The following is a 26,460-nucleotide window of genomic DNA, read 5'->3' as shown; positions in this document are numbered from 1 at the left end:
GGGGGGGGGGGGGGGGCGCGCCCCCGCGGTCAGTGGATGCCGTGTGCCTGGAGCCAGAGCTCCAGGGTGGCGACCTGCCACAGCGTGTTGGCTCCGCGCTTGGCGCGGTGCCGGTCGGGTTCCGCCAGCAGCCGCGCCACGTACCGCTGGTCGAAGACCCCGCGCCGGCGCGCCTCCGGCGCGGTCAGGGCGTCCCGTACCCGGGCCAGCACCGGCTCGGCCATGTGCCGGACCCCGGGCACCGGGAAGTAGCCCTTGGGGCGGTCCACGACCTCCGGGGGCAGGATCTTGCGGCCGATGTCCTTGAGGACGGCCTTGCCGCCCTGCGCCAGTTTGAGCTCGGGCGGGCACGCGGCGGCGAGTTCGACCAGCTCGTGGTCCAGGAACGGCACCCGGGCCTCCAGGCCCCAGGCCATCGTCATGTTGTCGACCCGCTTGACCGGGTCGTCGGGCATGAGCGCGTGGACGTCCATCCGCAGGGCCGCGTCGAGGGCGGTCTCGGCGCCCGGGGCGGCCATGTGGGCGCGGACGAAGTCCGTGGAGGCGTCGCGGGCCGCGCCGGTGCCCGGGTCCAGCATGGCGGCGAGGTCGTCGTGCGTCCGGTCGAAGTAGGCGTCGGCGTACGCGGCGGGCGCGTCCTCGCGGGCCACCGCGGCGATCGGCGGATACCAGTGGTAGCCGGCGAAGACCTCGTCCGCCCCCTGACCGCAGAGCACCACCTTGACGTCCTTGGCGACCTGTTCGGACAGCATGTGGAACGCCACCGCGTCATGACTGACCATGGGTTCGCTCATCGCGGCGATGGCGCCCTCGAGTGCGGCGGGGAGCCGGTCGGAGGGGATCATGAACTGGCTGTGGTCGGTCGAGAAGGTGCGGGCGATCAGGTCCGAATAGTGGAACTCGTCGCCCTCCTCGCCGTTCTCGGATTCGAAGCCCATCGCGAAGGTCGGCACCTTCTCGTGGCCCTCCTCGGCGAGCAGGGCCACGATCAGGCTGGAGTCCAGGCCACCCGACAGCAGCACGCCCACCGGGACGTCCGCGACGGTGCGCCGGCGTACCGCCGTGCGCAGCGCGTCGTGCACGGCTTCCCGCCAGAGCGCGGGGTCCGCGCCGAGCACGGAGTGCCGGGTGTAGGAGGGCTGCCAGTAGCAGTGGTCCCGGTGGGTGCCGTCCGGCTCGATGACGCGGACGGTGGCCGGCGGGATCTTGCGTACGCCGGCCAGTACGGTGCGCGGGGCCGGCACCGTGCCGTGCCAGCTCAGGTACTGGTGCAGCGCCGCCGGGTCGAGGGAGGTGTCGACTCCCCCGGCGGCCAGCAGCGCCGGCAGGGTGGAGGCGAACCGCAGCCGGGCGGCGTCCTGGGTGACGTACAGGGGCTTGATGCCGAGGCGGTCCCGACCCAGGACGACGCGGCCCGTGTGGTGCTCGACGAGCGCGAAGGCGAACATGCCGATGAGGTGGTCGACGCACTCACGACCCCATTCGGCGTAGGCCTTGATGAAGACCTCAGTGTCGGACTCGGAGAAGAACCGGTGCCCCACGCCTTCGAGCCGGCGGCGCACCTCGCGGTGGTTGTAGACGCAGCCGTTGAACACGACGGTGAGACCCAGCCGGGCATCGGTCATGGGCTGGGCGCCGCGCTCCGAAAGGTCGATGATCTTCAGCCGTCGGTGCCCCAGGGCGACCGCCCCCTGCGACCAGGCCCCGCGGCCGTCGGGTCCCCTCGGCTCCAGCATGTCGGTCATGCGTTCGACGGCGGCGAGATCGGGGCGGCCTCCGTCAAAGCGCACCTCACCGCTCAGGCCGCACACGGAGTGCCCCCCGACCGGTGGGCGTGCGGCAGCGGACAACCTTCGACGGCCCTCGCATCGGAGGGCCCCACCACGTCCATCATGTTCTTCGCTCCCGTGCCCTTCGATCCGGGCCGTGTGCGGCCCGGCCGAACGGGCGATCGACTCCTCGGACGCCTGCCCGCCCACTCGCGCCTTAAGCCCCGGGCCTGCTCAGCCGGGGCGCGGACCCGATCGGCGCGCGGCGCCTACAGTGGTGAGTCCCTGTCGGCCGCCGCCGACGCGAGTCCTCGGGACGCGACGTCGCCGGCGCGAGGATCACGGAGTGCGGTCATGTTCGACCCTGCGGCCTCTGGCGTCCCCCGGCCACCGGACGGGACCGGCCGGGACCGCGCGTCGCGGGCCCCCGAGGACGACGCGGACGCGCTCTTCGGCTTGGAGGAGCTGCGGTCCGGGCCCGGGGACACCCCCGCCGACCGGGCCGCGCGGGAGCCGTCGTACCGCGACTCCCCCGCCGCCCGCCGGTTGCTGTCCGTACGGGAGATCCACGCGGAACCCGCCGCCGCGGCGTCGCCCCGCGGCCGGGCGATCCTGGCCCGCTTCCCCGACGCCCGGGTCATCGACGTGGACTCGCACTGGCGGATCCCCGAACTCCACGGCAACGAGGGCAACCTCGAACGCTGGGTCCGGGTCAAGAGCGAGGTCCTGGTCCTGGGCGAGAAGAAGACCCTCGCCACCCGCCCGAACGGCAGATCGGCCGACTGGATCGCCCCGGGGCCGTCGAACGGCTGCGCGATGGCCTGCGCCTACTGCTACGTGCCGCGCCGCAAGGGCTACGCCAACCCGATCACCGTCTTCACCAACATCGAGCGGATCATCGCCCACCTGGACCGGCACATCACGCGCCAAGGGCCCAAGCGGGAGCCGAACCAGTGCGACCCGAGCGCCTGGGTCTACGACATCGGCGAGAACGGCGACTGCTCGGTGGACGCCCTCATCAGCGACAACGTCGCGGACCTGGTGCGCGCCTTCGCCCGCCGGCCCACCGCCAAGGCCTCCTTCGCCACCAAGTTCGTCAACCCCGACCTGCTGCTGCTCGACCCGCGCGGCCGCACCCGGGTGCGGTTCTCCGTGATGCCGCCGCGGGACTCCCGGCTGCTCGACATCCGCACCAGCCCCGTCGAACAGCGGATCGCGGCCGCCGGCGATTTCCTGGAGGCCGGGTACGAGGTCCACTTCAACCTCTCGCCCGTCGTCGTCCGGCCGGGCTGGGAGGCGGACTGGAGCCTGCTCCTGCGACACATGGACGACGTCCTGCCGCGGGCGGTCAAGGAGCAGGCCGCGGCCGAGGTGATCATGCTGACGCACAACAAGGACCTGCACGAACTGAACCTCGGCTGGCACCCGCGCGCGGAGGACGCCCTGTGGCGCCCCGAGCTGCAACAGCCCAAGCGTTCCGAGAACGGCAGCTGGAACGTCCGCTACCGCAACGACACCAAGGCCGAGGCCGTCGACACCGTCCGCCGTCTGGTGGCCGCGCACGCCCCGTGGCTGCGGATCCGCTACGCCTTCTGACGCCGGCCGCCGCCCGGGCCCGGCATCCCGGTCCGGTTGCCGCGCCTCAGCCGTCGAGCTCCGCCAGCCCGTCCCGCCACCGCGCGGCGCGCTCCGCCGCGCTCTGGTCCCACCACGGGGTGCCGCGTTCTCCGAGGGCCACCTTCGCGATCCGCACCCGGTCCCGGGCCGCTCGCTCCGCCCCGGGGTCGTCGGCCCGCAGTGCGACGCCGACCGCTCGGCGGGCCGCCATCAGGTGCACCCGCAGCCGGGCACCGGCGTCCTCGGGCACGGCCGGATCGGTGGCTCGCCAGCGGCGGCCCCCGACGATGATGTAGCGCCCGTCGGGGGTCAGCGGCGGCGGTGGCTTGCGGGTCACCGGGAGCGACTGCCCCCGGCACCCGGGATCAACCCTCCCGGACCGGCGTACGGCTCAGTCCCCTCCCCCGGACGGGTGTCCCCGCCGCGCCTCACGGAGAGGCGGCCGCGAAGAGCCCGCCGGGCCGGTCCCCTCGCCGTTCCCAGCGCCGACCAGTGGCCGACGTCTCCGGCCGGCGTGCGGCGACCGGAGCGGGGCAGGCGCCCCACGACGGCCGCGAAGGCGGCCCCCGCGACGCCGAGGAGGACCACATGGCCGGACACGATGACGAACTGCACCGGGGCGACGAGGTCACCTGGAAGAGCCACGGCCGGCGCGTGGCGGGGGAGGTCAAGCGTCGGATCACCCGGCGCACGCGATCCTCCGGCCGGACGGTCGCCGCCTCGCCCGAGGAGCCCCAGTACGAGGTGGAGAGCGAGAAGACGGGTCGCACCGCCGTCCACAAGCCCGGCGCACTGCGACGCAAGGGCGGCGCCTGACCACTGCCGGCGCGCCCCCGCCGGCGCCGGGCCGCAGGGTGGGCCATCGCGGCCGCCCCGTACATGGCCCCGCGTCCCGCGCGCATACGAACGCCACGGGCGGGCACACGGTGCACACAAGGTGTGATTGGCGTAGAGAAGGAGTGCCCGTGCTGCCCAGCAAGGTGACCGACAGTGGCGTGCTGATCATCCGTCTGCGAGCGGACCTCGACATCGGCGGCCGCGCCACGGCCGCATGGGACATCGACGACCTCCTCGCCGCCCACCGCGCGGCGCCCGTCGTCCTGGAACTGTCCGGTGAGGCGATCAGCCCCGCGGCCGTGAGCACCGTCGTACGGGCGCACCGCACCTGCCTGGGCTTCGGTGTGCCGCTGGCCGTGGTCACCCCGGGTGTCGAGGCGCGCCGCACCCTGGAGGCCGGCGTCGGTGTACCCGCCCCGGACGTCCACGCCACCACGGCGCAGGCCGTCGCCGCCGTGGAAGCCCGCTGCGCCGCGGTCGCCGTCGCCGCCTAGCACCCGTGCGGTGATCACGCGCCGGCACCGACCCGGCCGGAGCCGCCGCCTGAACAGGGAGCACGACCATGCGGCTGCGTACGAGTCGCCCCGACCGACCCGGCTACGGACGGGTGCGCCACGGACGCGGCTTCCGCTACCTGGACACGGCCGGTGCCCCTCTGCGGGACCCGGACGAGACGACCCGGCTTCAGGCGCTGGCGATCCCGCCCGCCTGGGCCGACGTGTGGATCTGCCCGTGGCCGACGGGTCACATCCAGGCCATGGGGACCGACGCCGCGGGCCGGCGCCAGTACCTCTACCACGAAGGTTTCCGGGAACGGCAGGAGACCGCCAAGCACGCGCACGTCTTGGAGGTCGCGACGCGGCTGCCGCGGCTGAGGAAGCAGATCGCCGCCGACCTCGCCGCGAGCGGGCTCGGCCGGGACCGGGTGTTGGCCTGCACCGGCCGCCTGCTGGACCTCGGCTTCTTCCGGGTCGGCGGCACGACGTACCGCAGGGACCACGAGGCCTACGGGCTGACGACGCTGCTGCACGAGCACGCCACCTGCCGTCGGGGAGAGGTCGCGTTCAGCTACCCGGGCAAGTCCGGCCAGGACCAGGTACGGGCGCTCGTGGACCCGGCCGCCTACGAGGTCGTCAGGGCCCTGCTGCGCCGGCGCGCCATCGAGTCCCAGCTGTTCGTGTACCGCCAGGGTCGGGTGTGGCACGACGTCCGGGCGGGCGACGTCAACGACTACCTGCGCGCCCGGTCCGGCGCGGACATCACCGCGAAGGACTTCCGGACCTGGCACGCGACCGTCCTGGCGGCGGTGGCCCTGGGTGTCTCCAGCAACGTGGCATCGGGCTCCCCCACCCAGCGCAGGCGGGCGATGACCCGAGCGGTCCGCGAGGTGAGCGGCTACCTGGGGAACACCCCAGCGGTGTGCCGTGCCTCCTACATCAACCCGCGGCTCTTCGAGCTGTACGAGAACGGCGTCACGATCGGACCGGCCCTGGACCGGATCGGAACCGGCGTCCTGTACGGCCATCCCGCCACGCACGGCGAGGTGGAGGCGGCCGTCCTAAGGTTGCTGGGGTGACGCGCCGCCACCCGGGAGCCGCGCGGGCGGCCGGGCTTCGCGGGCCCGGCCGACCGGCCGGGCTAGTGTGGGAACGTCCGTCACCCGTGAGCGGCAGATGGGGCTGGTGACCGTGTCGACATCGAGCCACGACATCTCGGGGGCGCCCTGCTGGGTCAGCCTGCTGGTCCGGGACCTCGGCTCCGCGCAGCAGTTCTACGGCGCCGTGCTCGGCTGGGAGTTCCGGCCCGCACCCTTCGGTGACGGCTTCAGCGTGGCGTTCCGCGACGGTGCGCCCGTGGCGAGCATCGGCGCCGTGACGGACGTGTTCAACGTGCCGGCCGCGTGGACTCCGTACTTCGCCGTCCAGGACGCCGACGTGGCCGCCTCCCGGATCCGCGAGCGGGGCGCCACCATGGCCGTCGGTCCCCTGGCCTTCGGTACCGGGCGGGCCGGGCTGGCCGCGGACCCCGCGGGAGCCGTCTTCGGGCTCTGGGAGGGCGACGTGCTCCCCGACTGGTCGGTGGGCCGCGGCAGCGCCCCGGCCTGGCTCGAACTGCGCACGCGGGACGCGTTCGCCGCCGCGATCTTCTACGGCGAAGTGCTCGAATGGGCCGGCGAGCGGCCCGGCTGCTGCACGGTGTCCTACGAGCACGACCACGTCGTCCTGCGCCACGGTCGGGACACCATCGCCCGCATCCGCGGCGGGGCGCTCGAAGCGGCGCCGGATCCCGCGGTCCGTGCCCGCTGGCACGTCCACTTCCGGGTGAACGACCTGGAGGCGGCGGTGGAGGCCGCCGGACGGCTGGGCGGCAGGGCCGGCTCCCCGGTCGAGACCTCCCCCGCGAGCCGGCGCGTCGTCCTCATCGACCCCGACGGGGCACCGTTCACCCTGGTCGCCCCCGGCAAGACGGCCCGGACCGCGCAGACCTGACCAAACCACGGATCTGACCGGACGGATCTCGGCCGTACCGGTGGACGGGCAGGCACGCCGGCCGCCAATCCCGTCCGCCCGATCGGCCTCAGCGGTGGGCGGCGATGGTCCGGTCGATCCAGCCCTTGTACGCGGACACCGACGTCCAAATGCCGGGACCGCTCCCGCAGTGCGGGTCGACGGCGTAGTCGCCGTCGCCGGAGGTCACGCCGACCAGCTCCCAGCGGCCGCCCACCCGCTGGACCTGCGGGCCGCCCGAATCCCCGGAGCAGGCCATCGCGCCCCGCACCTTGCTGCTGGTGCAGAGCTCGCCCTTGCCGTTGATGTCCATGCAGTCCGACGTCGCGGTACGCCGCGTGTCCAGTTCCTGGAGCCGGTCGGGGAACACCCACCGACTCGGCTCGGGGTCGTCGACCACCGTGCCGAATCCGATCACCCGGGTGTCCGCGCCCACCTCGGGCGCGCTGCCCGCGATCCGGATCGGCCGCTCACGGACGGGACGGTCCAGTTTCAGCAGGGCGATGTCGTCGTTCGAGCGCCTGTCACCGACGGCGTCGAACCCCGGGTGGACGATCTTGGCGACGATCTTGCGTACGGTGCCGCCCGCCTTGCGGTGGTCACTACCGACCCGCACCGTCCCGCTGGGGTGCGCCGGCATCACCTCCTGCGCGCAGTGCCCGGCCGTCACCACCCACTGCGGGGCGATCAGGGCCCCGCCGCACATGGCGTCCATGGACCCCTCGCCGTCCCCGGGGGTCATCGGGATGGCCACCATGAACGGGTACGGCTCGGAGGAGTCCGTTCCGCGCACGATGGCCTGCGCTCCGGTCCCCGTAGCCGCCGTGTACAGCACCGCGACCGCTCCGACGGCCACCGCCCGGGTCAGCAGCCGACGTCCCGGTCGGGGCCGGACGGCTCGCTGTCGGTGCTGAGCGGGCAGGGGGGCGGAACCAGCCATGACGGGGACTTTCGAACGGGGGCAGGTGGATGATCGGATTGAGTGCTTCCGGTCCCGTTCCCTGTTCCCCGTCCACGGCGCGCTACACCTCCGGACGGCAGGTCACGGCCGCCAGTACGTACCCGCTGCCCGTACGCGACACGGCATCCCGGCCGCGCCGCGGTTTCACCGTCGTCGACGGCAACTACGTCTGCGCCCGCCGGCCCGGCGACTGCCACCGTCCGGCGGCGGACTACCTGGCCCTGGTGCGGGCCCACGCGTCGGGAGCGGCGCAACCGTCCGCGTGAGTCCGGTCCGCGCCCGGCCGCCGGCGGGTCGGCGTCCGCGACCGACCGGCCCGGCCGCACGGCCGGGCCGGTCCCGCACGTTCGGCCGAGTCGGATCCGGGCACATGGTCGTATCCCGTGTTTACCTTCCTTCATGGAGATATCCGCAGGACGTCCGTACCCCCTCGGCGCGACCCACGACGGCTCGGGAACGAACTTCGCCCTCTTCTCCGACTGTGCCCACAAGGTGGAGCTCTGCCTGATCGGCGAGGACGGCGGCGAGCGTCGGATCGCGCTGCCGGAGGTGGACGGCGGTGTGTGGCACGGCCGGGTGGCGGATGTGGGTCCCGGGCAGCGGTACGGCTACCGCGTCCACGGGCCCTGGAACCCCGACGAGGGCCTGCGGTGCAACCCGGCCAAGCTGCTGCTCGACCCGTACGCGCGGGCGGTCGACGGTCAGATCGACGGTGACCCCTCGCTGAGCGGACACAGCACCGAGGAGCCGGGCCGGCCCGACGACCGCGACAGCCTGGGCCACGTCCCGCTGGGCGTCGTCACGGGCGGGGAGTTCGACTGGGAGGGGGACCGCCCACCGGGCCACGCGTTCCACGACTCGGTCATCTACGAAGCCCACGTGAAGGGGCTGACCCGCCGCCATCCGGAGGTTCCCGAGGAGCTGCGGGGCACGTACTCCGGGGTCGCGCACCCGGCCGTCATCGCACACCTGCGGGCGCTCGGCGTCACCGCGCTCGAACTCATGCCGGTGCACCAGTTCACCCAGGACGGCTTCCTCATCGACCGGGGCCTGTCCAACTACTGGGGGTACAACACCATCGGCTTCTTCGCCCCCCACCACGCCTACGCGGCCGGCGGCAGCCTCGGGGGCCAGGTCTCCGAGTTCAAGTCCATGGTGAGGGAACTGCACCGGGCGGGCATCGAAGTCATCCTCGACGTGGTCTACAACCACACCGCCGAGGGCAACGAGCAAGGGCCCACGCTGTCCTTCCGAGGCATCGACAACCCGTCCTACTACCGTCTCGTCGACGACAGCCCCGGCCACTACTTCGACACCACCGGCACCGGCAACAGCCTCCTGATGCGGCACCCCGCCGTCCTCCAGCTGATCATGGACTCGCTGCGGTACTGGGTCACCGAGATGCACGTGGACGGCTTCAGGTTCGACCTCGCGGCCACCCTGGCCCGTCAGTTCCACGACGTCGACAAGCTGTCCGCCTTCTTCGACATAGTCCACCAGGACCCGGTCATCAGCCGGGTCAAACTCATCGCCGAGCCCTGGGACATCGGCGAGGGCGGCTACCAGGTCGGCAACTTCCCCGCTCTGTGGAGCGAGTGGAACGGGCGCTACCGCGACGCCGTACGGTCCTTCTGGCGGGGGGACGAAGCGGCCCTGCCGGAGTTCGCCGCCCGCATCGCCGGCTCGGCCGACCTCTACCAGTCCGACCGCAGGCGCCCCCGCGCCGGCATCAACTTCATCACCGCACACGACGGTTTCACCCTGCGCGACCTGGTCTCCTACAACGACCGCCACAACGAGGCGAACGGCGAAGAGGGCCGCGACGGCGACGCGGACAACCGGTCCTGGAACTGCGGGGTCGAGGGCCCCAGTGACGACGAGGAGATCCGCCGCCTGCGGGCGCGGCAGCAGCGCAACATGATGGCGACCCTGTGCCTCTCCCTGGGCGTACCCATGATCGCCCACGGCGACGAACTGGGTCGCACGCAGGACGGCAACAACAACGTCTACTGCCAGGACAACGAACTCGCCTGGATGGACTGGGACCTCGACGAGGAGCACGCCGATCTGCTCGCCTTCACCCGCCGGGCCCTGGACCTGCGCCGGGCGCAGCCCGTCCTGCGCCGACGGCGCTTCCCGCAGGGCGCGCCGACGGACGCGGCCGCACCGGAGGCCGACATCGTCTGGCTCCACCCGGACGGCATGAGCATGACGCAGGAGGACTGGGACCGCTCCGATGCCCGCAGCGTCGGCGTCTACCTCTGCGGGGACCGCCTCACCGCGGACGGCGGCGACGGAGCCGGCGCGCCGCCGGACTCGCTGCTGCTGATGTTCAACGCCTCGGCCGAGGACACGTCCTTCCGTCTTCCGCCAGCCGCCTACGGCGAAACCTGGACGGTGGCCCTCGACACCGCCCTCGACGGTGACGACGCCCAGGACGAGACGGAGATCAAGGCGACGGCGACGACCGTCCTCGGCGCCCGCAGCATGCGCGTCCTGCGCCGCCCGGGCAGAAGGCCCTGAGGCCCTGAGCGGGGGACACCTCCGCGGACGGGACCGCTACGCGTACGGGCCGTCGTCCGGGTCGCCGGGCTCGATCGACTCGTCCGGCCGTACGTCGACCACGTGCATCGCGGCCTCTTCCGCACCGGCCGCGCCGCCGTCGATGCCGTGGTCCTCGGCGACGAGTTCCTTCGTCGTGTTCGGGTGCGCGCCCTGGTCCGGAGCGGTCAGCCGGCCCGCGCGCACCGTGCCGACCTCGGCGTCCCACAGTTCTCCGTCGCCTCCGGGCAGGTCACCGAGCCCGTCGCCCGGGTCCGGCGCGTTCTCGGCCACCTCCTGGGCCAGCCGCTGGTCCAGGGACTCCCCCTCGTGCTGCTCGGCAGCGGTCGTTCCGTACTTGGTCACGCCCAGCGGTTTCTCCGGCGGTGACCAGCCCTCGTCCAGCCTGTCGTCGTACGTCCGCTCCCCCACCGCGTTCTGCAGGTCCAGCGGCGCCGCGTCCTCCTGGTCCTCGTTCCCGCCGGTCGGCTGGTACACGTCGTCCGCCATCTGTTGCTCGTCACTCATGGCGCTCACCCGTCCCGTTCGGTCCGGCCGTCGCGCCCTGGGCCCGCCTCGTCGTCGTCCTTGTCGTTCCCGGCGTCCCCCGTCCCGGGAACGATCGCGTCCTGAGCCTCCTCGCGGGCCGCACGGTCGCCGCTCTCACCGGGCGCCTCGGAGGGCGGGGTCGGCTTGCGCTCCTGCTTCTTCTCGCTCATGGGGCGTTCCTCTCGTCCGGGCATACGTACCGTTCAGCACACTCGGCGGCCGGTCCGGCCGGGCCTGCGCACCGACCGACCTCCGAGACAGGGCGCCTACCCCACATCGTCCCCCGCAAGCGGGTACGGGCCCGTGGCTGATCGCGGAGATCGACGCCCTCAGCGAGGAGGAGGCCGCCGACCGGTTGAACTGACCGCACCCGCCCGCCCGCCCCACTCCCTCCCCCGCACCGCACCGCATCGCACCGCATCGGAGAACGCCATCGCCACCACCGTGCCGCCCGCCGCGACGACCGTCCCTGAGCTCCTCGACGCACGGGCCGCCGAGCACCCGGACCACAGCGCGCTACGGGTCGTCGGCGGTGGGGAACTCACCTTTCGCCGCTGGCGGGAGGAGGCGCTCCGCGCCGCCGTCGGACTGGCCGCCGCCGGGGTCGCACCGCGCGACCGGGTGGTGCTGCGGTTCTCCAACGCGTGCTGGGAGCGGTACGCCGTCGCCTTCCTCGCCGTCCAGTACGCGGGCGGGGTGCCGGTGCCGGTCCGCGAGGACCTGTCCGAGGCCGACGCCGCCGCACTGGCCGCGCTGGCCGAAGCCCGCACGGTCCTGCGGGAGGGCGGGGCACCCGCGCTGCCGGGGTCGGCGGACCTGTGTCTGGACGCCCTGCTGGCGGCGCACCCCGAGCCGCCGGCCGGCCCGCCGCACCGGGTCGGTCCGGGCGACCCGGCCCAGGTGATCGGCACCTCCGGCACCACCGGCGCGCCCAAGGGCGTACTCGCCGCGCACGGCAACCTGACCGCAGGCCTGACCACCCACCCCCGCCGCCGTGCCTACGCGCACTCGCGGCACGCCCTGCACGCCTTCCCGATCGGCACCAACGCGGGCCAGGTGATGCTGCTGGGCGCGCTGACCGCCGCGCCGACCACGCTCAGCCTGCCGCGTTTCGACGCGGACCGGTTCGGCGCCGCCGTGGAGGAGTTCGGGATCGGCACGGCCTTCCTGGTGCCCTCGATGGCGATCGAACTGGTCAACGCGGGCACCGCCGGGCGGTACGACCTGAGCAGTCTGCGCCTGGTCAACTCCTCCGCCGCCGCACTGCCCGTGCCGGTGGCGGCGGCGCTGGCCGCGGCGCTGCCGGGAGCGACGCTGGTCAACACCTACACCGGAACGGGGACCGTGACGCCGTACCTGGCCGCGCTCCGTGCGCAGCCGCACGCCGTCGCGCTCACCTCCCAGCAGGAGAACTTCTTCCGCTGGATGGCCGAGGCCCCCGGGCGGGACGCCGGCGCGGTGACGGCCCTGTTCCGGGTCACCGACCGGCTGGAACCGGAGACGCTGGGCCTGGCGCTCACCGAGGCGGTCCGCCGCCATCCGGCCCTGCGGACCCGGTTCGAGGCGGTCGGCGAGGGGGTCGTGCGGGCGGTGCTGGACGAGGAGCCCCGGGTACGGATCACGCTGACCCGGGCCCCGGGGGCCGGCGACGCGGAGGTCGACGCCCTGCTGCTGGCCGAACGCGACCGCCTCACCGACCTGGCCCGTGACCCGATGGCGCGCCTCCTGGTGGTCAGCCGATCGGAGACCGACCACGTGGTCCTCGTCGCGATGCACCACATGGTCGCCGACGGCTGGTCGGTCGGTGTGCTGCTGGCCGACCTCGGGGTGTTCTACTCCGCGCTGCGGCGGGGCCGCTCCGCCCCGCCGGCCCGATCGGGCCCGGGCTACGCCGAGTTGGTGGACTGGGCGAACGCGCACTGGCCGGCCTCCCGGGCCCACTTCGGGACCGCGCTCGCCGGTGCGCCGGAGGCCGTCGAGCGGTTCGCCGACCGCCGGTCGGTGGACGAAGTACTCACCGCCGCGCACGAGTTCGAGGTGCCGACGGCGTTGGCGGGAAGCCTGCGGGCCCGGGCGGCCGAGCTGGGCGCCACCCCCTTCCTCGCCGTCGCGGCGGCCTGGACCGCACTGTTGGCGCGCCGCGGCGATCAACCCGACCTGGTGGTGATGACCCCGGTGCCCGGCCGTCCGCGCCCGGACGCCGAGCGGACGGTGGGCTGCTTCGTCCAGTCGTTGCTGCTGCGGGTGGACGCGAGCGGGGGACCCGGCTTCGCCGAACTGGTGGACCGGCTGAGAACGGTGCACAGCGAGGCGTTGGACCACCAGCTCCACCCCTTCGCCGAGTTCAGCCCGTCCGTCCCCTTCGCGGCCTGGCTCCGCTACGAGGCGTGGGCCGCGCCCGCTCAACTGCCCGGCCTGGCCTGCGAGCCCTGGGAACTACCGCGCGGCAGCACCGTCCCGTGGCCGCTGCCGGGCGGCGACCGGGGCGTGCCCGAGCTGACCGTGGTCGAGCAGCCGGACGGCGGCATGCGGTGCTGGCTGCAGTACAACGCCCTGGCCTTCGACCTCCCCGTGATCACCGAATTGGCGACGGAGTTCACCACCGCCCTGACCGCCGCCTGCGGTTGACCTGCGGACGCCCCCCATGACGCCGACCGGCCGCCAACCACCCGCCGACCACTGCCTCGCCGGAGGCGGCCGGGATCCGGCCCGCTGACGGTCCGGTAGATTCGGCGACACGGCTGATCTTCAGGGGAGCGGCAGGATGCCGCGCGTGCGACACGGGGGCAGTGGGTGCGGAGCGGACACGCGCAGGACCGTCGGCGGAAGGCCCTGCTGGAGTGCTGGCGCGCGATCGAGCTGTTCGGTCCGCCGACCATCCCGACGCTGCCCCGCCGACGTCCCGCCGCGCGGTCAGGGCCGAGGGACGAGTACGTCGTCGACCTGACGCCGGAGCCGGGCCGGGTACCGCCGCCCCTGCCGTGGGCCCCGGATCATCCGGAGACGGGGGCTCGGCGGGCACCGTTCGGTCGGATGTGGCGCCACGAGGTCTACGGCGGGGTCTTCGACCTGGAGTTGCTTCGCCGAGCGATGATCGCGGTACTGCCGCCGGGAACCGATCCCGATCCCGGCGTGCCGCAGTCCGAGCTGGTGCTCTCCGGACAGAGCGCGATGTTCGCGCTGGTCCTGGATGACGAGGGCCGGCCGATCGAGGACACGTCCGTGGTCTCCGCCTGCGCTTGGGCCACCGGCCGACTGTTCGATCCGGGGCCGTCCGCACCAGGGTGGTTGGACGGATTCGAGGAACTCGACACCGCGTTCGGCCAGGCGATCGGTGAACTCACCGCCACCACGATCCCGTACGGCCCCACCGCGTCGACCGCCGGCACCGCGTACGAGCGGTGGCCGGACTCCGCGGGTGCGCGGGGCGCGACCGACGGCAGGAGCTGGCAACTGCTCCTCGCCGAGATTCTGGGCGGCGCTGCCGTCGGCGCGGTCGGGGCCCTGTTCGGGGAGGTCGCCGGCGCCGCGCTGCAGGGCGCGGCGGAACCTCTGGTTCGCCGTGCCGCGGACTGGGTCGCGGCCCGGCGCCCCACCGAGGACCGGGGGGAGTCCGGGCAACCGGACGGCACCGGCGGCGTCCCCGAGGGGGCGCCGACCGACGGTCCGGACATGCCCACGGATCAGGGGGCCTGCGCCGGTCCCCGTGCGCTGGGGTTCGCCGACCTGGTCGCCCTGACCGCCCAGATCGCCGACCTGTGCGGGGTACGGGACCATTTGCGGCCGCAGGTGCTGCGGGTGCGCAGCAGGCTCGTCCGCCGACCGCAGGACCCCGGTTCGAAGGTCACCGCCGCAGCCCCGTTCCTGAACAGTCTGCTCCCGCCCGATCTGGCCCGGGTATCCGCGGCCGTCGGCACGGACATCGGGCCGGCGTTGGAGGCGTACCTGACCGAACTGGACGCCGTCGCGGCGGAGGCTCGAACGGATGTGCGCCGGGAACGCGGGATCGTGCTGGAAGGAGTGGCTCCAGACCTTGTCCCGGCCGGCCGTTGGCCCGCACCGTCGAAGTTCCCGCTCGCTCTGAGCCAGCAGTTCGCGGTCAACCGCCTGCTCGCCGACCGGGCGGGGACCGAGGGCGGCATGTTCTCCGTGAACGGTCCGCCGGGCACGGGGAAGACCACGATGCTGCGCGACCTGGTCGCCGCCCTGGTCGTCGAGCGGGCCGCGGTACTGGCCACCTTCGACCGGCCCGAGCAGGCGTTCACCGGTCCGGTGTGGCGCGGCAAGGACCGCCAGGGCCGGCACGCCCGGTTCGTGTCGCGGCTCGACCCGCGGCTGACCGGGTTCGAGATCGTGGTCACCTCCTCCAACAACGGCGCCGTGGAGAACATCACCGCCGAACTGCCCGGCATCGGCGCGCTCGGCGAGCACTGGCACGACGACCCCGACCACTTCTCCGACCTCGCCTCCGCGCTCCTCGGCGGGCCGGCCTGGGGTCTGGTCGCGGCGGTGCTCGGCAACAAGTCCAACCGCAGGGAATTCGGGGACCGGTTCTGGTGGGGCCGGTTGCCCGACAAGGAGACCCAGGCCCGCAAAGTCGCGGGACAGCCGCCGCTGCGCGGCATGCGGGAGATCCTGAGCGATTGGATTCCACCCAAGCCCACGCCCGGCGGCCGGCGCGCTGTGACCCCCGCGGACCGAACTGCGGCGGCCGGACCCGCCCAATCCGTACCGTCGTGGACCGACGCCGTCGCGGCGTTCCGTACCGCTCTCGCCGAGGTCGAGCGACTGCGGGCCGGCCGCACCCGGCTGGCCGGAGCCTTGGCCGCCGTCGAGTCCCCGTCGGCCGGGCAACGGATCGCGGGCCTGGAAGCCGCCGTGACGCGGGCCGACCATCTGGCCATTTCGGCTGCCGCGGACCTGGACCGGGCCGCTGCCGCCACCGCCGCCGCCCGGACCGCCACCGCGGCGGCCGAGGCCGGACACCGGGCGGCCTCCGCATACGTGCCGCAGGCTCGCCAGGAACTGGCCACCGCCCGCGCGGAGCTGTCGGTCGCCCGGGAACTCGCCGCTCAGCAACGTGAGTACGCCGCCGCGCTCACCGCCCACCACGACGCGCCCCCGGCCGTCGAGCAGGGCCTGCGCGGCGGGCTGCGCCGGCTGCTGCGGAGCACGGCCGAACGACAGGCCGCCGAACGGCAGCAGGAGCTCGCCCGGGCCGAGATCGCGTACCTGCTCGTCCGGCAGCGCGCCGCACTCGACGACTCCCTGGAGCGGGTCGCCGCCGCCGTACGCGCCGAGTCCGCGGCCGCCGACCGGCACAACAGGTCCGGCACCGCCGTCGACGCCGCCGCCACCGGCCTCAGCGCCGCCCTCGACCACGAACGGGCAGCGCGCACGCGGGAGGCCGCGGCGGCCACGGCCCTGCGGCACTCCCGGCAGGCCGCCGACTCCTCCCGCCGCGGCCTTCGGATCGCCGTCACCGAACTGGACGACCGCCACCGAGAACTGCGGGAGGCGGCCCGGACGCTGCCGTCCCTGCCGCGCGGCTGGTCGCACCTCGACGAAGCCCGACAGGAACTCGGCTCGCCCTGGTCCGACGAGGCATGGTCCACCGCGCGCAGCGACCTCTTCCTGCGCGCCCTCGACCTCCACCGCGCCTTCGCCGCCGGGGCCGCGAAGAAGATCCGGGGCAACCTCCAGGTCCTCATGGAACTGATGACCGGGACCAACGGGCCCGTCCCCGACGCCGAGGTCGAGAGCGCCTGGCAGACCCTCTTCCTCCTGGTGCCCGTCGTCTCGACCACCTTCTCCTCCATCGGCAGCATGTTCGCCCGTCTCGGCCGGGAGTCGATCGGCTGGGTCCTCGTCGACGAGGCCGGCCAGGCCACCCCGCAGGCCGCCGCCGGCGCACTGTGGCGCGCGCGTCGTGCCGTCCTGGTCGGCGATCCGCTCCAGCTCGAACCCGTCGTCACCATGCCCACGGCCCTTCAGCGCCGGCTGCTGCGCGCCTACGGCGTCGACGAGCACTGGCTTCCGTCGGCCACCTCGGCCCAGGCCGTCGCCGACCGGACCAACCGCTACGGCACCTACCTGCCGGCCCCGGACTCCGACGACGAGCACGTCTGGGTGGGCGCGCCCCTGCGCGTGCACCGGCGCTGCCAGGACCCGATGTTCACGGTCAGCAACGAGGTCGCGTACGGCGGCCTCATGGTGCACGGCACCGATGACAAGCCGTTCCCCGACGCGGAACGGGACGGTCTGCTCCCCAGCCGCTGGCTCAACACCGACGACCCGGCCCGCCCGGCCGACGCCCCCTGGGGCGAACGCGACCGCCGGGCCTTCGAGTTCGTCCTCGACCACTTGCACCGGCACGGCGTCGGCGTCGAGCGCGTGCGCGTCATCGCCCCGTTCCGAGCCCTCGTCGGCGCATGCCAGAAGGTCTGCCGCGGCCGTGCGGGCTGGACGTCGGAACTGATCGAGGAGCGCTGCGCCACCGTCCACCGGGCCCAGGGCAAGGAAGCCGACGTGGTCGTCCTCGTGTTGGGCGGCGGCCGGCCCGGAGCCCGCGACTGGGCGGCCCGCACCCCGCACTTGCTCAACGTCGCGGCGAGCCGCGCCAAACGCCGCCTGTACGTCATCGGCGAGCGCGGCCTGTGGGCCCCGCTCCCGCACTTCGACGTCCTCGCCTCCGAGCTGACGGAGTTCCACCATCTCCGTGACCGCGCCACCTGGCCACCGGACGGCGTTTGACCGGACACGCACCGCCGCGGCGTTCAGGACAAGACGTCCGACGCGCGGAGCCTCCTCTCCCGGCCGGCGGAACCGATCGGTCCGCCGGACGGGACCCGGGCCCGTCGAAGGACTCAGCGCTTGAGCATGAAGGTGAAGTCGCTCGAGAGCTTGCCACCCAGGCGAACCGTCGACACGAGGTTCCCCTCGGCGAGCAGCCTCTCGACCTCGGCCCGCGCACAGCCGAACCCTTCGGCGATCAGTCGCACGGGCCGCACCGGCACCCGCGCCGCGAAACGGACCCGGACCTCGATCGCCTCACCGTCCGGCCGATCCGCAGGCTCCGGCGTGCCGCGGTCGAGGCGCCAGGCGTTGTCCCAATCGAGGGCGACGCGGTTGCGGCGCAACAGGAGGGGATCCTGCAGCAGTTCGGCTGCCAGGCCGAGGTCGTTGTCGTGCATCAGGTTCAGCAGCTCGGGTCGTACGGAACGCACGCGCGTCCGTTCCAGGACGGCGAGTTTGGTGGTGTCCCCGCAGCCGGCGCACAGCGCCAGGAGCCAGGCATCGAGGAGTTTGTGGTGTGCGTTGACGCGGAACTTGCCGTGCGTGCGGAAGCGCCCGGAAGGGCACCTGTGGCAACGGTGAAGAACGATCGGAGGGCAGGTGGGAACGACCACCCAGGTTCTGGACATGCGAATACACCGGTTCCAGTGAGAAGACCGCAGCGAAAAGGAGCACGGCGCACAGGTGCGACGCGCGACGGTTCAGCGCTCGGGGGGTCTCACTTGGTGTACAACGGCACGTCCTTGCCGGGGGCGACCACGGGCGGGAGCACGTTAGCGGCGTACAGGAGCAGGGCTCCACTGAATTTCGGACGGATGGCCGTGCCTCGCGGCAGCCGACCGCGAACGCCACTCACGCCTCCGGGGGTACACTGCCGCCGGCTCCGGCGGGGCCGTCCGGGCGCGCTCCTGGTTGAACCGCTGGTCACCGGTGGCCGTCTTGGGGCCCAGTAGCGGCCGCGGCGCGGTGGAGCCGCTCCGCTCCGGCCGGGGGCCGGAGCGGGTCTCGGGCCGGGGTCAGCCGTTCCTTGCGCGTCGTTGGCGTCGGAGGATCACGGCGGCCGCGCCCCCGAGGGCGAGTGCCGCACCGGTACCGCCGGCGAGCAGGGGGGTGGGGGAGGTGCCGGCGTCCGCCTGGTGCGGAAGGGTGTAGCCGCTGGAGTAGCCCTGGGAGTCGTACTGTGAGCCGGGGAGCTTGTCGGCGTAACGAGCCTTGACCAGCTGTTGGTAGTCGCTCAGCGAGACCGACGTCCGGCCGTCCAGTCCTTGTCGGGCCTGGTCGTTGAGCGGTTCGACGGTGGTGAGCTTGAGCTGGTACCAGCCGCGGATCTGCGGCTCGGTGAACACCAGCGTGCCCAGGGTTGCCTTGGCGGCCTGGGCGGCGTCTTCGTCGCCGTCGCGTACGGCGGCCAGGTGCCAGCCGCCGCCCTGGGTGGGGGCGAGCATGACGGTGGCGTTGCGACCGTTGACGGTGGTGCTCAGCGACGAGACCAGCTGTGTCAGCTTGACCGCTTCGGTGGGCAGTGCCGGGGAGGTGCCCGCGACGAAGCCGGGCGTGATCTCGTTCACTGCCACCGGGTCCTTGATGGTGAAGGCCGGCAGTCCCTGGCACGGCTCGGCCGTCTCGGGGATCGTCTGCACCGGCTCGCCGGCCCCGGCGGGCAGCGGAGTGCTCAGGAAGCGGCAGACGGTGTTGCGGACGTCGGCGGACTTCACCGCGTCGAGAGCGGCCTGATAGCCGGGGATGTCCGCGGGGAGCGGGTCCTTGACCGGCGCGGCGTGGGCCGGGTGGGCAAGGGAGAGCAACGCGGACGCGCTCAGTGCCAGGAGGAGGGACAGGCGCCAGGAGCGGGGGTTCGACCGCTCGCCGACTGTTTCAAAGGTGCTGGTGTCGCGCATGTCGCCTGCCTTAACGGGAGATGCCGATGCGGGAATGGGTCCACTTGGACGAGCTGTTGCTCACGTAGTCGTTGTAGTTCCACCACGTGTAGGTGGTGGTGTCCGGCCACGGGTCGGCCACCGCGATCGTGTTCTTCGACGTGTCGAAGCCGTAGACCACGTTCATGTGGCCGCCCCCGGACGTCCACCCGATGCGGGCACCGATCGGCCGGGCCGCCTTGACGTCGGTGTAGACCTGGTTGAAGGTGGCCGCGCTGCTCAGCCCGGTGCCGGTGTGGGCCATACCCAGGCTGCTCCAGCCCTTGGCCATGTCGTCGAGCGTGGCGGGCTGGTTGTTGCAGCCGTAGTAGGGCTGGGCCCGGGTGCAGAAGTCGCTCTGGGTGGAGCCGACGCCGTGGAACTTGGCGATGGTCAGGCCGGAGGCGACCCAACACCACTGGGTCTTCTCCTGCTTGTACATGTTGATGGTGTCCTGGCCCGCTTCCGCGTGAGCTGTACCTCCTGCGGCTGCGAGCAAGCCTGAGACCGCCAGCGCGACGGCCGACACTGCGGTTTTGCACCTGAAAGTGCCCATGGTTCTGCCTTCCCCTGCTGGGTGCGACGAGACGAGCGGGGCAATCCTGCAGGGAATATGACAGCGCAACATGTCACGGCCATAAAGGGGCATCGCATAAGTTCACGCCTTCTGACTATTTGTCAGGTGATCGCCCGAAACGACTCGTCACCCAGGCCGGGGAACACCCTGGAGGGCAAGATCGAACCCGGCGTCCTCCAGCAGGCCACAGGACGCCGGAGGAGAGATGAACTCCTGCCCGTCGACATCGGTCAGGCGGGACGTCGCCGGAGGTCGCCTGGGCGGAGGGTCACAATAGCTTGGCGGAGGGTCACAACAGCTTGATCGTCGGCGGGACACGACCGGCATCACCCGGCGGTCCGGTCGATCGGGAGCGGCCCGCGCCGCAGTGCGCCTCGATGCCGTGCCCATGCCTGTTCACGACGCGCGCACCGCTTGGCGGACGGCGGGGGCCGTTGCGACGTCGACGTCTCCCGCCGCGATCACCCGGCAGATGCCGGACCCAAAGCCGCGCTTCGCGCGCGGCGCGCGGGCCGTACCTTCACCGTACGCCCAGTACGGCCCACGGTGCCGGGCCGCCGTTCGGGCATCGTCCGGCGACACGACTTCGCAACTGTGGAGTAGCCGCATGCCACGCAGTTCTTCGGGGCAGGCGAAGGGCACAGTTCGCACATATGGAAGGACTGTCGATCATGCCTACAGCGCGCGAGATCGTGACTCCGATGCCACCTGCGTCGGCGCCCAGGACAGCGTCCTGGACGCCGCGGAGAAGATGACCAGCATGAGTGTGGGTGCACTGCCCAGCCGCGGCAGGGTCAGGCTCTCTCCAGCGACCTGACAGTGCGCTGGACGCGCCTTTTCGCGTAGCCCTCGGGAGTGCGGCGGCCGGCCATCGAAGGCGGTGAGGTCATGAAGGACACGGCACTCGTCGTGATCGACATACTGAACACGTACGAACACGAGGACGCCGACGCACTCGTCCGCTCGGTCCGCGGCACCCTGCCGGCGGTCGAGCAGCTGATCAAGCGGGCCCGGGACGCCTCGGTGCCGGTGATCTACGTAAACGACAACTTCGGCCAGTGGCGTTCCCACCACGGCGAACTCGTCGAGGCCGCACTGGCCGGCCGCCACCCCGAACTCGTCGAATCCATCGTGCCGGACGAGGACTCCCTCTTCGTCGTCAAGGCCCGGCACTCGATCTTCTACGAAACCCCGCTCAACTACCTGCTGGGGCAGCTGGGCGTCCAGCACCTGGTGCTGTGCGGGCAGGTCACCGAGCAGTGCATCCTCTACTCCGCCCTCGACGCGCACATCCGCCACTTCGACGTCAGCATCGCCCCCCAGACCGTCGCGCACATCGATCCGGAGCTGGCGGATGCCGCACTGCGCATGATGGAAACCAACATGTCCACCACCCTCTTCCAGCCCGACGAACTCGCCTTCGACAACACGAAAGCGTGACCGGCGGGCCAGGCGCGGCGGGCCCAGGGCGCCGGGACGCGTTCGCGTGCAGCCCCGCCGTCAGTGGTCCGGCGGGAGCCGGGCGTGACGCATCACCCGATGGCTCTGCGGGCAGTCGCGGAGCCTGAACCGACTTCCCGGTGCGAGCCGACGTGGTACTGGTCGGCGCGGGAACCGCCGGTCCCAGCACCGGGTGGGAACTCTCCCCTGTCGGCTTGCGCGTGATCGTGCCTGAAGCGGGCCGGGTCGCGGCAGGGGTCACCCGGCCATACGACGGGAAAAGTCACCGCCTGCACACGAGCATCTACGGTCAGCTCCGGCTGATCAGCAAGGCCCCGGTGACGCGGCCCTGCGCGCCCCGTTCACCCACGTGGAGGGGGCCGGTGCGCCGGCGGAACTCAACGAGACCCCCGCGAAGATCCGGGCCGCAAGACAGCGGGCGAGCTGATCAGCCGCCCGTTCCGCCTGGGCGTATGGACCGTGACCACCCTCACCGGAGCCCGCACCGCATGGCCCGGGGCCACCCGAACGGTGAAGTTCGTCCTGACCGTTTCAACCCTCTCGAACCCCTCGCCGACGTCGCCCCCAGCCCCCGCCTGTCGCAGGTCGGCGACACCTGGCCGCTGGACGGCCGCGTCGTCGGCATCGTCGCAGGCCAGGACATCGACATGATCGGTGTGGACGCGCTCCGCCAGGTCATCCTGGACGCGGGGATGGTCCCGCTGGTCATCGCCGCGGCGGGCGGGGTGCTCGGCGGCGCCGAGCCGGTCATCGTGCAGCGCACCTTCGCCACCGCCCGCTCCGTCGAATTCGACGCCCTGGTCTTCGCCGGTGTGCCAGGAGCCGGTGCCGACGCCTACGGAGCCCGCGACGCCAAAGCCGGAGCTCCCCAGCCCCCCGTCAGCGATCCTCGGGTCCTCGCTCTCCTCACCGAGGCCTACCGGCACGGCAAGGCACTCGTCGGCCTGGGCGACGCGGGGAGCCTCTTCGAGGCCGCCGGAATCCTGGTCGGTGAACCGGGCGTCGTCGTGACCGACGGAGCCCAAGGAATGCGCCGGCTTACGGAACTGCTCGCAGCCCACCGCGTCTGGGAACGCTTCCCCGCCGCTGTGTGACCCCCTCGCCTCCGTCGGCGGCCGGGTCCCCCCGTGGGGCCCGGCCGCCCTCGTGAGGCCCGGCCGCGGCCGGAACGACAGCGCTCGGTCGGACCAGGCGGCGGCGCCCCGACGTGAGGCAGGGTTTACGGTCTGGCTTCGTGCAGTGAGTCCGTCAGGGCTGCTGGGCGCGGATCAGGATGAGTTCTTCGTGTTCCTCGGCCTCGTCTGCCGAACCCCGCCTTTGCGGCCAGACCCGGCGGGAGCGCGGGACCGGGCCCCGAGATCCGGCCTCGTCTCGACGAAGAGGCCGGGGCGAGGCGGGCGCCGGGGTGGGAACCCCCTGCGGCGCGGCCTGCGCCCCGGCCTCGTGCCGGTCGCGTGATCAGCCCTGCCCGGGCGGACTCTGTGTCCGGGGGTCGCTGCGTACTTCGGCGGCCGTGTCCTGTCCGGCCTGGCGCAGACCGTCGGCCGTTTCCCGGCCCGCTTGCTGTGCGTGGTCGGTGGTCGTCGACACGGCGTCCTGAGCCGTACCCTTGACCGATTCGACGGCCTGGGCCACCGGCTCCTTCAACTCGTCGCGGACCTCGTGGGCGGCGTCAAGGGCAGTCTGCTTGACGGGCTCCAGCAGTTCGTCGGAGTGTTCTCGCAGGCGCTGCCCCGCGTGCTCCTCGGCCTCGGTCGTCGGCAGCAGGGCGGCGGCGAGCATGCCGGCGCCGAACGCCATCAGGCCGGCTGCCAGCGGGCTGCCCTGGGTCTGCCGCTTGATCCGGGCGGGAGCCTGCTGGATGGCGTCCTGAGCGCCACTGCCCGCTTCCCGGGCGGTTTCGGTGATGCTGTCGGCAGCCTGGTGCAGGCTGCCGGAGGTCCCCCGCGCGGTGTCCTGTGCAGTGCCCATGACGCGCTCCTTCACTCCGGTCACCCGGTCGCGCATCGAGTCGACCTTGCGCTGGGCGATCCTGCTCGGGGTCATCCTGTCGGCCAGGAGATCGACGTTGCGCGCGAGGTGCGCACGCCGGTACTCGACGTCGGTCCTCAGCTCGTCGGGTGTCGCGCCCATCGGGCATCCTCCTTCAAGGTTTCCACGGTCTGTTCGGGCTTGAGGTTGACGCTCCGCAGGCGCTTGCGGCCCGTGGAGTAGAGGACGCCTCCCACCACGGCCCACAGGGCCGTAACGATCAGAGCAGCCCAGGCGGGGTCCATCACGTTGGCGAGGGCGAAGACGACGGTCAGGCTCGCGAAGAGCAGCACCGCGTGTCCGGCGTAGCCGGCTCCGCCCAACATCCCGACGGCCTTGCCCGCCTTGGCGGACTCCTGCTTGAGCTCCGCCTTCGCCAGCTCGATCTCGGTACGAACCAGCTGGGACACGTCCTGGCCGATCTCGCCGATCAGGTCGCCCAGCGAAGGTTCGGCCTCCGTCGGCGGGGGCGGCGCGGGCGCCGCCGGTCGGTCATGGGAGGAATGAACCATGCTCAGATCCCTTTCCCGGGCCGCGGGGAGCCGGTGGCGGGCGGGCCGGCCTGCGGATAGGCCGGGGGCGCCGGAGCGATGTGCGGCGGCTGCGACGGGCCGTGGGTGTCGAGGGGGTCCTCGTACCCGGCTGGTATGCCGCTGCGGTCAGGGACCGGACGCTGGACCGGTGCGGGGGTGCCCGTCCCGGCGGTCGGCCGGTCGGCCCCTGCAGCGCTGCCGCTGCCGGCCGCAGTGGTGCCGGCGGTCTCCGCGGAGGCTGCGGCGCTGACGCTCTTTCCGGCTCGGGCTACGACGAAGCCGGCCAGCGCCGCTCCGGCGAGGAAGACACCGGGGCGGCGGCGGGCGAAGTTCTGCAGATCGCTGACCAGGCCGTCCGGACCCCGCGTGTCCATGTGCGAGGCGACCTTGTGTCCACCGTCAGCCAGCTGACGGGCCACGTCCGCCATGGTGGAGTCGGGTTTGCCGTTCTCGCCCAGTTCACGGAGCTCCTGCGAGAGGCGGCGTACGTTTTCCGCGAGGCGCTGCGTCTGGGTCTCGGCCTGGCCGGTCAGCTGGGTCCGCAGCTCGCCTACGAGATCGCGTGCCTGCGCGGTGGCCTCCCCGACCACGTTGGCGGCCTGCTCCTTTGCCGTACCGCCTACCTCGGCGGCCTTGTCACCGACCAGCGAAACGCTTTCGCCGGCCTTTTCCTGCACCGTGTGTGCTGCGGCCGTCGTCCTGCTCTCATCCTGACGGCGCGCATCCTGGAAGTCACTCAAGGCTCCTCCTCCTGATGAATGGCGGTGATGCGTCTCGCACCGCCGCCTGCCCTCCTTTCACCGCCTCACCCTCCGATGCGGGACTTCCGATGTGTTTGTCGCAACGAGTGGAGGCAGACGCGGAGCCCCGAGGCCCATGGCGGGAAGGGCCGCCTTGGCCCATCGGCAGAAACGGTGGGACGAACCGAGGGCCCGGTCGTACACCCCTCCTCCGACCGCCGGCACGGGCCGGACGGGACCGCAAGGGGCAGTCACCATGCGCCCGGAATTTCACAGTCCGTTCGATGCAACGGGGAGCGGCCCGTGATCCGCCGTCCGGCGGCGCCGGTGTGCCTCGGCCCGGCCAGTGGCCCGGTACCAGGACACGGCCACGACGGTGGCCAGGGCGGCCTCGACCAGGTCCCCGCCGTAGTACATGAGCTGTGCTCCGGCGTGCACGTCGGCAGCGGCGAAGGCAGTGCCTGGGGGTGGCGTCGCGTACAGCGTCTTGGCCAGCACGGCGTGCGCGGCGCCCGCGGCCAGCAGGCTCGCCCCTCGCACGCCGATGCTCCAGCGGCGGGCAACGGGTTCGAGTTGGCAGACAGCGAAGGCGAACAGCAGGCCGACGGCAAGGACGTGCGCGTGGACGAGGGCGTGCAGCCAGGGCTCGTGGCTCATGCCCGCGAAGAGCTGGGTGCGGTACAGCACCCAAAGCCCCGCGGCATTCAGGAGGGCTGCCAGCGGGGGAAAGAGCAGCCAACCGACGAGGCGGGAGCGGACGAGGGCCAGCAGTGCGCGGCGCGGTGTGCCGGGGGCCAGGACGCGGAGGGCCAGGGTGAGGGGGCGGCCGAGCACGAGCAGAAGCGGTGCCACCATCCCGACGATCAGGTGCTGCGTCATGTGGGCGGTGAACGGCCCGCCCGGCAGTCCCCCTGTGGCGGCCCAGGCCACCCCGGCGCTACCTGCGGCGAACGAAGCGTCTCTCCGACGGTGCCAGGCGTCGCCGCGCCGCCGCAAACGGCACGCGGCCGGCATGTAGACCGCGCAAACCAGCATCACGGCCACGGCCGCACCCACTACTACCGCGCCGGAAACCGCCGTCGGGTCGGAACGGACATGCGGGAGGATCACGGCGCCGGCTCTGCTTCGGGGTCGCGTCCTGCCCGGACGGCCAACGCCGTGCCGATCAGCAGCAGGACCAGGGCGACGGTGTTCCAGGCCCAGTCGTAGGGGGTGACGTCCACGCCGTAGCGGATCTGGTGAAGGCGCAGGAGTTTGTGGTCCACGATCCCGTCGAACAGCTGGAAGATGCCCAGCCCGAGGAAGAACCCGGCCCGGGCATGGCCCGGAGCCAGGGCTCGGCGCCGTCGGAGATCTGCGTACAGAAAGAACCCGGAGACCAGAGCCAGCAGCTCGGCCGTGTGCAGCAGACCGTCGGACATGAGGCCCACGCCGAGGGTGGAACGGTCATAGAAGTGATGCCAGCCCAGAATCTGGTGGAAGACGATCTCATCGATGGCGGCCATGACCCCCATCCCGATGAGGCCGCACACCAGAAGCGATCTCCCCCGCTCACACGGCGGGCCGGGCGTCGTGGAACTGTGGGCCGGTGCACCCATGGACTTCACCTTCCGCCGTAGTGGGATC

At 72.6% G+C, this 26,460-nt stretch carries 24 protein-coding genes and 1 pseudogene; 12 read left to right on the top strand and 13 right to left on the bottom strand.

The genetic code is table 11. The features are described from left to right. Positions 1-29: 29 nt before the first annotated feature. Entirely contained in the window at positions 30-1,811 is a 1,782-nt protein-coding gene (locus tag AB0D46_RS11785; protein WP_362877133.1) for an N-acetylglutaminylglutamine amidotransferase, read from the bottom strand. Positions 1,812-2,123: 312 nt separating this feature from the next. On the opposite strand from AB0D46_RS11785, the gene AB0D46_RS11780 reads away from it, so the two are divergent. Then, on the top strand, positions 2,124-3,365 hold the full coding sequence (locus AB0D46_RS11780; RefSeq protein WP_362877132.1) for a spore photoproduct lyase family protein: 1,242 nt from the start codon (positions 2,124-2,126) through the stop codon (positions 3,363-3,365). A gap of 46 nt (positions 3,366-3,411) precedes the next feature. Here the strand turns inward: AB0D46_RS11780 and AB0D46_RS11775 are convergent, their stop codons facing one another. After that, the gene (locus AB0D46_RS11775) at positions 3,412-3,723 is read right to left on the bottom strand and encodes a hypothetical protein (protein ID WP_362877131.1); all 312 of its coding nucleotides are present in this window, start codon (positions 3,721-3,723) and stop codon (positions 3,412-3,414) included. A gap of 251 nt (positions 3,724-3,974) precedes the next feature. Here AB0D46_RS11775 and AB0D46_RS11770 point away from each other — a divergent pair, with 251 nt between their 5' ends. From AB0D46_RS11770 to AB0D46_RS11755, 4 genes are all read left to right on the top strand, one after another. Next, positions 3,975-4,202 carry a DUF2945 domain-containing protein gene (locus AB0D46_RS11770; RefSeq protein WP_362877130.1) on the top strand — a complete coding sequence of 76 codons (228 nt, stop codon included), beginning with the start codon at positions 3,975-3,977 and terminating at the stop codon, positions 4,200-4,202. Positions 4,203-4,351: 149 nt separating this feature from the next. Further along, positions 4,352-4,717, top strand: a complete 366-nt coding sequence (locus AB0D46_RS11765) for an STAS domain-containing protein (RefSeq protein ID WP_362877129.1) — start codon at positions 4,352-4,354, stop codon at positions 4,715-4,717. A gap of 68 nt (positions 4,718-4,785) precedes the next feature. Continuing rightward, positions 4,786-5,799 (top strand): DNA topoisomerase IB, encoded by a 1,014-nt coding sequence (locus AB0D46_RS11760; RefSeq protein WP_362877128.1) that lies wholly within the window; start codon positions 4,786-4,788, stop codon positions 5,797-5,799. Between the two features lie 163 nt (positions 5,800-5,962). Next, positions 5,963-6,712 (top strand): VOC family protein, encoded by a 750-nt coding sequence (locus AB0D46_RS11755; protein WP_362877146.1) that lies wholly within the window; start codon positions 5,963-5,965, stop codon positions 6,710-6,712. An 88-nt stretch (positions 6,713-6,800) separates the two neighbouring features. Here the strand turns inward: AB0D46_RS11755 and AB0D46_RS11750 are convergent, their stop codons facing one another. Further along, positions 6,801-7,670 (bottom strand): serine protease, encoded by an 870-nt coding sequence (locus tag AB0D46_RS11750; protein ID WP_362877127.1) that lies wholly within the window; start codon positions 7,668-7,670, stop codon positions 6,801-6,803. 29 nt (positions 7,671-7,699) lie between these two features. Here AB0D46_RS11750 and AB0D46_RS11745 point away from each other — a divergent pair, with 29 nt between their 5' ends. Then, positions 7,700-7,957: a hypothetical protein gene (locus AB0D46_RS11745; protein ID WP_362877126.1), complete on the top strand. Its 258-nt coding sequence runs from the start codon at positions 7,700-7,702 to the stop codon at positions 7,955-7,957. Between the two features lie 133 nt (positions 7,958-8,090). Next, positions 8,091-10,214 (top strand): glycogen debranching protein GlgX, encoded by a 2,124-nt coding sequence (glgX, locus tag AB0D46_RS11740; RefSeq protein WP_362877125.1) that lies wholly within the window; start codon positions 8,091-8,093, stop codon positions 10,212-10,214. 36 nt (positions 10,215-10,250) lie between these two features. Here the strand turns inward: glgX and AB0D46_RS11735 are convergent, their stop codons facing one another. Beyond that, on the bottom strand, positions 10,251-10,760 hold the full coding sequence (locus AB0D46_RS11735) for a DUF5709 domain-containing protein (RefSeq protein ID WP_362877124.1): 510 nt from the start codon (positions 10,758-10,760) through the stop codon (positions 10,251-10,253). 5 nt (positions 10,761-10,765) lie between these two features. Continuing rightward, on the bottom strand, positions 10,766-10,951 hold the full coding sequence (locus tag AB0D46_RS11730; protein ID WP_362877123.1) for a hypothetical protein: 186 nt from the start codon (positions 10,949-10,951) through the stop codon (positions 10,766-10,768). Between the two features lie 274 nt (positions 10,952-11,225). On the opposite strand from AB0D46_RS11730, the gene AB0D46_RS11725 reads away from it, so the two are divergent. After that, positions 11,226-13,409, top strand: coding sequence for a condensation domain-containing protein (locus AB0D46_RS11725; RefSeq protein ID WP_362877122.1), 2,184 nt, complete (start codon positions 11,226-11,228; stop codon positions 13,407-13,409). 165 nt (positions 13,410-13,574) lie between these two features. After that, positions 13,575-17,534: an ATP-binding protein gene (locus tag AB0D46_RS11720; RefSeq protein ID WP_362877121.1), complete on the top strand. Its 3,960-nt coding sequence runs from the start codon at positions 13,575-13,577 to the stop codon at positions 17,532-17,534. 113 nt (positions 17,535-17,647) lie between these two features. Here the strand turns inward: AB0D46_RS11720 and AB0D46_RS11715 are convergent, their stop codons facing one another. The 3 genes from AB0D46_RS11715 to AB0D46_RS11705 form a co-directional block, all read right to left on the bottom strand. Then, positions 17,648-18,205 (bottom strand): DUF1062 domain-containing protein, encoded by a 558-nt coding sequence (locus AB0D46_RS11715; RefSeq protein ID WP_362877120.1) that lies wholly within the window; start codon positions 18,203-18,205, stop codon positions 17,648-17,650. Between the two features lie 387 nt (positions 18,206-18,592). Further along, positions 18,593-19,474: a hypothetical protein gene (locus tag AB0D46_RS11710; protein ID WP_362877119.1), complete on the bottom strand. Its 882-nt coding sequence runs from the start codon at positions 19,472-19,474 to the stop codon at positions 18,593-18,595. A 10-nt stretch (positions 19,475-19,484) separates the two neighbouring features. After that, the gene (locus AB0D46_RS11705) at positions 19,485-20,048 is read right to left on the bottom strand and encodes a papain-like cysteine protease family protein (RefSeq protein WP_362877118.1); all 564 of its coding nucleotides are present in this window, start codon (positions 20,046-20,048) and stop codon (positions 19,485-19,487) included. Between the two features lie 909 nt (positions 20,049-20,957). Between AB0D46_RS11705 and AB0D46_RS11700 the strand changes: the two genes are divergently transcribed. The 3 genes and pseudogenes from AB0D46_RS11700 to AB0D46_RS11690 all read left to right on the top strand — a co-directional run bounded on the left by AB0D46_RS11700 (position 20,958) and on the right by AB0D46_RS11690 (position 22,624). Next, entirely contained in the window at positions 20,958-21,509 is a 552-nt protein-coding gene (locus tag AB0D46_RS11700) for an isochorismatase family cysteine hydrolase (RefSeq protein ID WP_362877117.1), read from the top strand. A gap of 444 nt (positions 21,510-21,953) precedes the next feature. Beyond that, positions 21,954-22,013: pseudogene (locus AB0D46_RS11695) on the top strand (hypothetical protein); the annotation flags it as partial. Positions 22,014-22,018: 5 nt separating this feature from the next. Continuing rightward, positions 22,019-22,624 (top strand): hypothetical protein, encoded by a 606-nt coding sequence (locus AB0D46_RS11690; protein WP_362877145.1) that lies wholly within the window; start codon positions 22,019-22,021, stop codon positions 22,622-22,624. A gap of 364 nt (positions 22,625-22,988) precedes the next feature. On the opposite strand, the gene AB0D46_RS11685 is transcribed toward AB0D46_RS11690, so the two are convergent. From AB0D46_RS11685 to AB0D46_RS11665, 5 genes are all read right to left on the bottom strand, one after another. Beyond that, a complete protein-coding gene (locus AB0D46_RS11685) occupies positions 22,989-23,663 on the bottom strand; it encodes a DUF3618 domain-containing protein (protein ID WP_362877116.1) in 675 nt (224 codons plus the stop codon). Further along, positions 23,639-24,073, bottom strand: a complete 435-nt coding sequence (locus AB0D46_RS11680; RefSeq protein WP_362877115.1) for a phage holin family protein — start codon at positions 24,071-24,073, stop codon at positions 23,639-23,641. Before AB0D46_RS11680 ends, AB0D46_RS11685 begins: the two co-directional genes overlap by 25 nt. A 2-nt stretch (positions 24,074-24,075) precedes the next feature. Then, entirely contained in the window at positions 24,076-24,834 is a 759-nt protein-coding gene (locus tag AB0D46_RS11675; RefSeq protein ID WP_362877114.1) for a hypothetical protein, read from the bottom strand. Between the two features lie 270 nt (positions 24,835-25,104). Then, a complete protein-coding gene (locus AB0D46_RS11670; protein ID WP_362877144.1) occupies positions 25,105-25,848 on the bottom strand; it encodes a cytochrome c oxidase assembly protein in 744 nt (247 codons plus the stop codon). A gap of 92 nt (positions 25,849-25,940) precedes the next feature. Continuing rightward, positions 25,941-26,432 (bottom strand): DUF2243 domain-containing protein, encoded by a 492-nt coding sequence (locus AB0D46_RS11665; RefSeq protein WP_362877113.1) that lies wholly within the window; start codon positions 26,430-26,432, stop codon positions 25,941-25,943. Between the last annotated feature and the right edge of the window lie 28 nt (positions 26,433-26,460).

Source organism: Streptomyces sp. NPDC048383, from assembly GCF_040651775.1.
Classification (GTDB): domain Bacteria; phylum Actinomycetota; class Actinomycetes; order Streptomycetales; family Streptomycetaceae; genus Streptomyces.
Note: the sequence above shows the minus strand (reverse complement) of the source record. Positions and strands in the feature narration are given on the sequence as shown.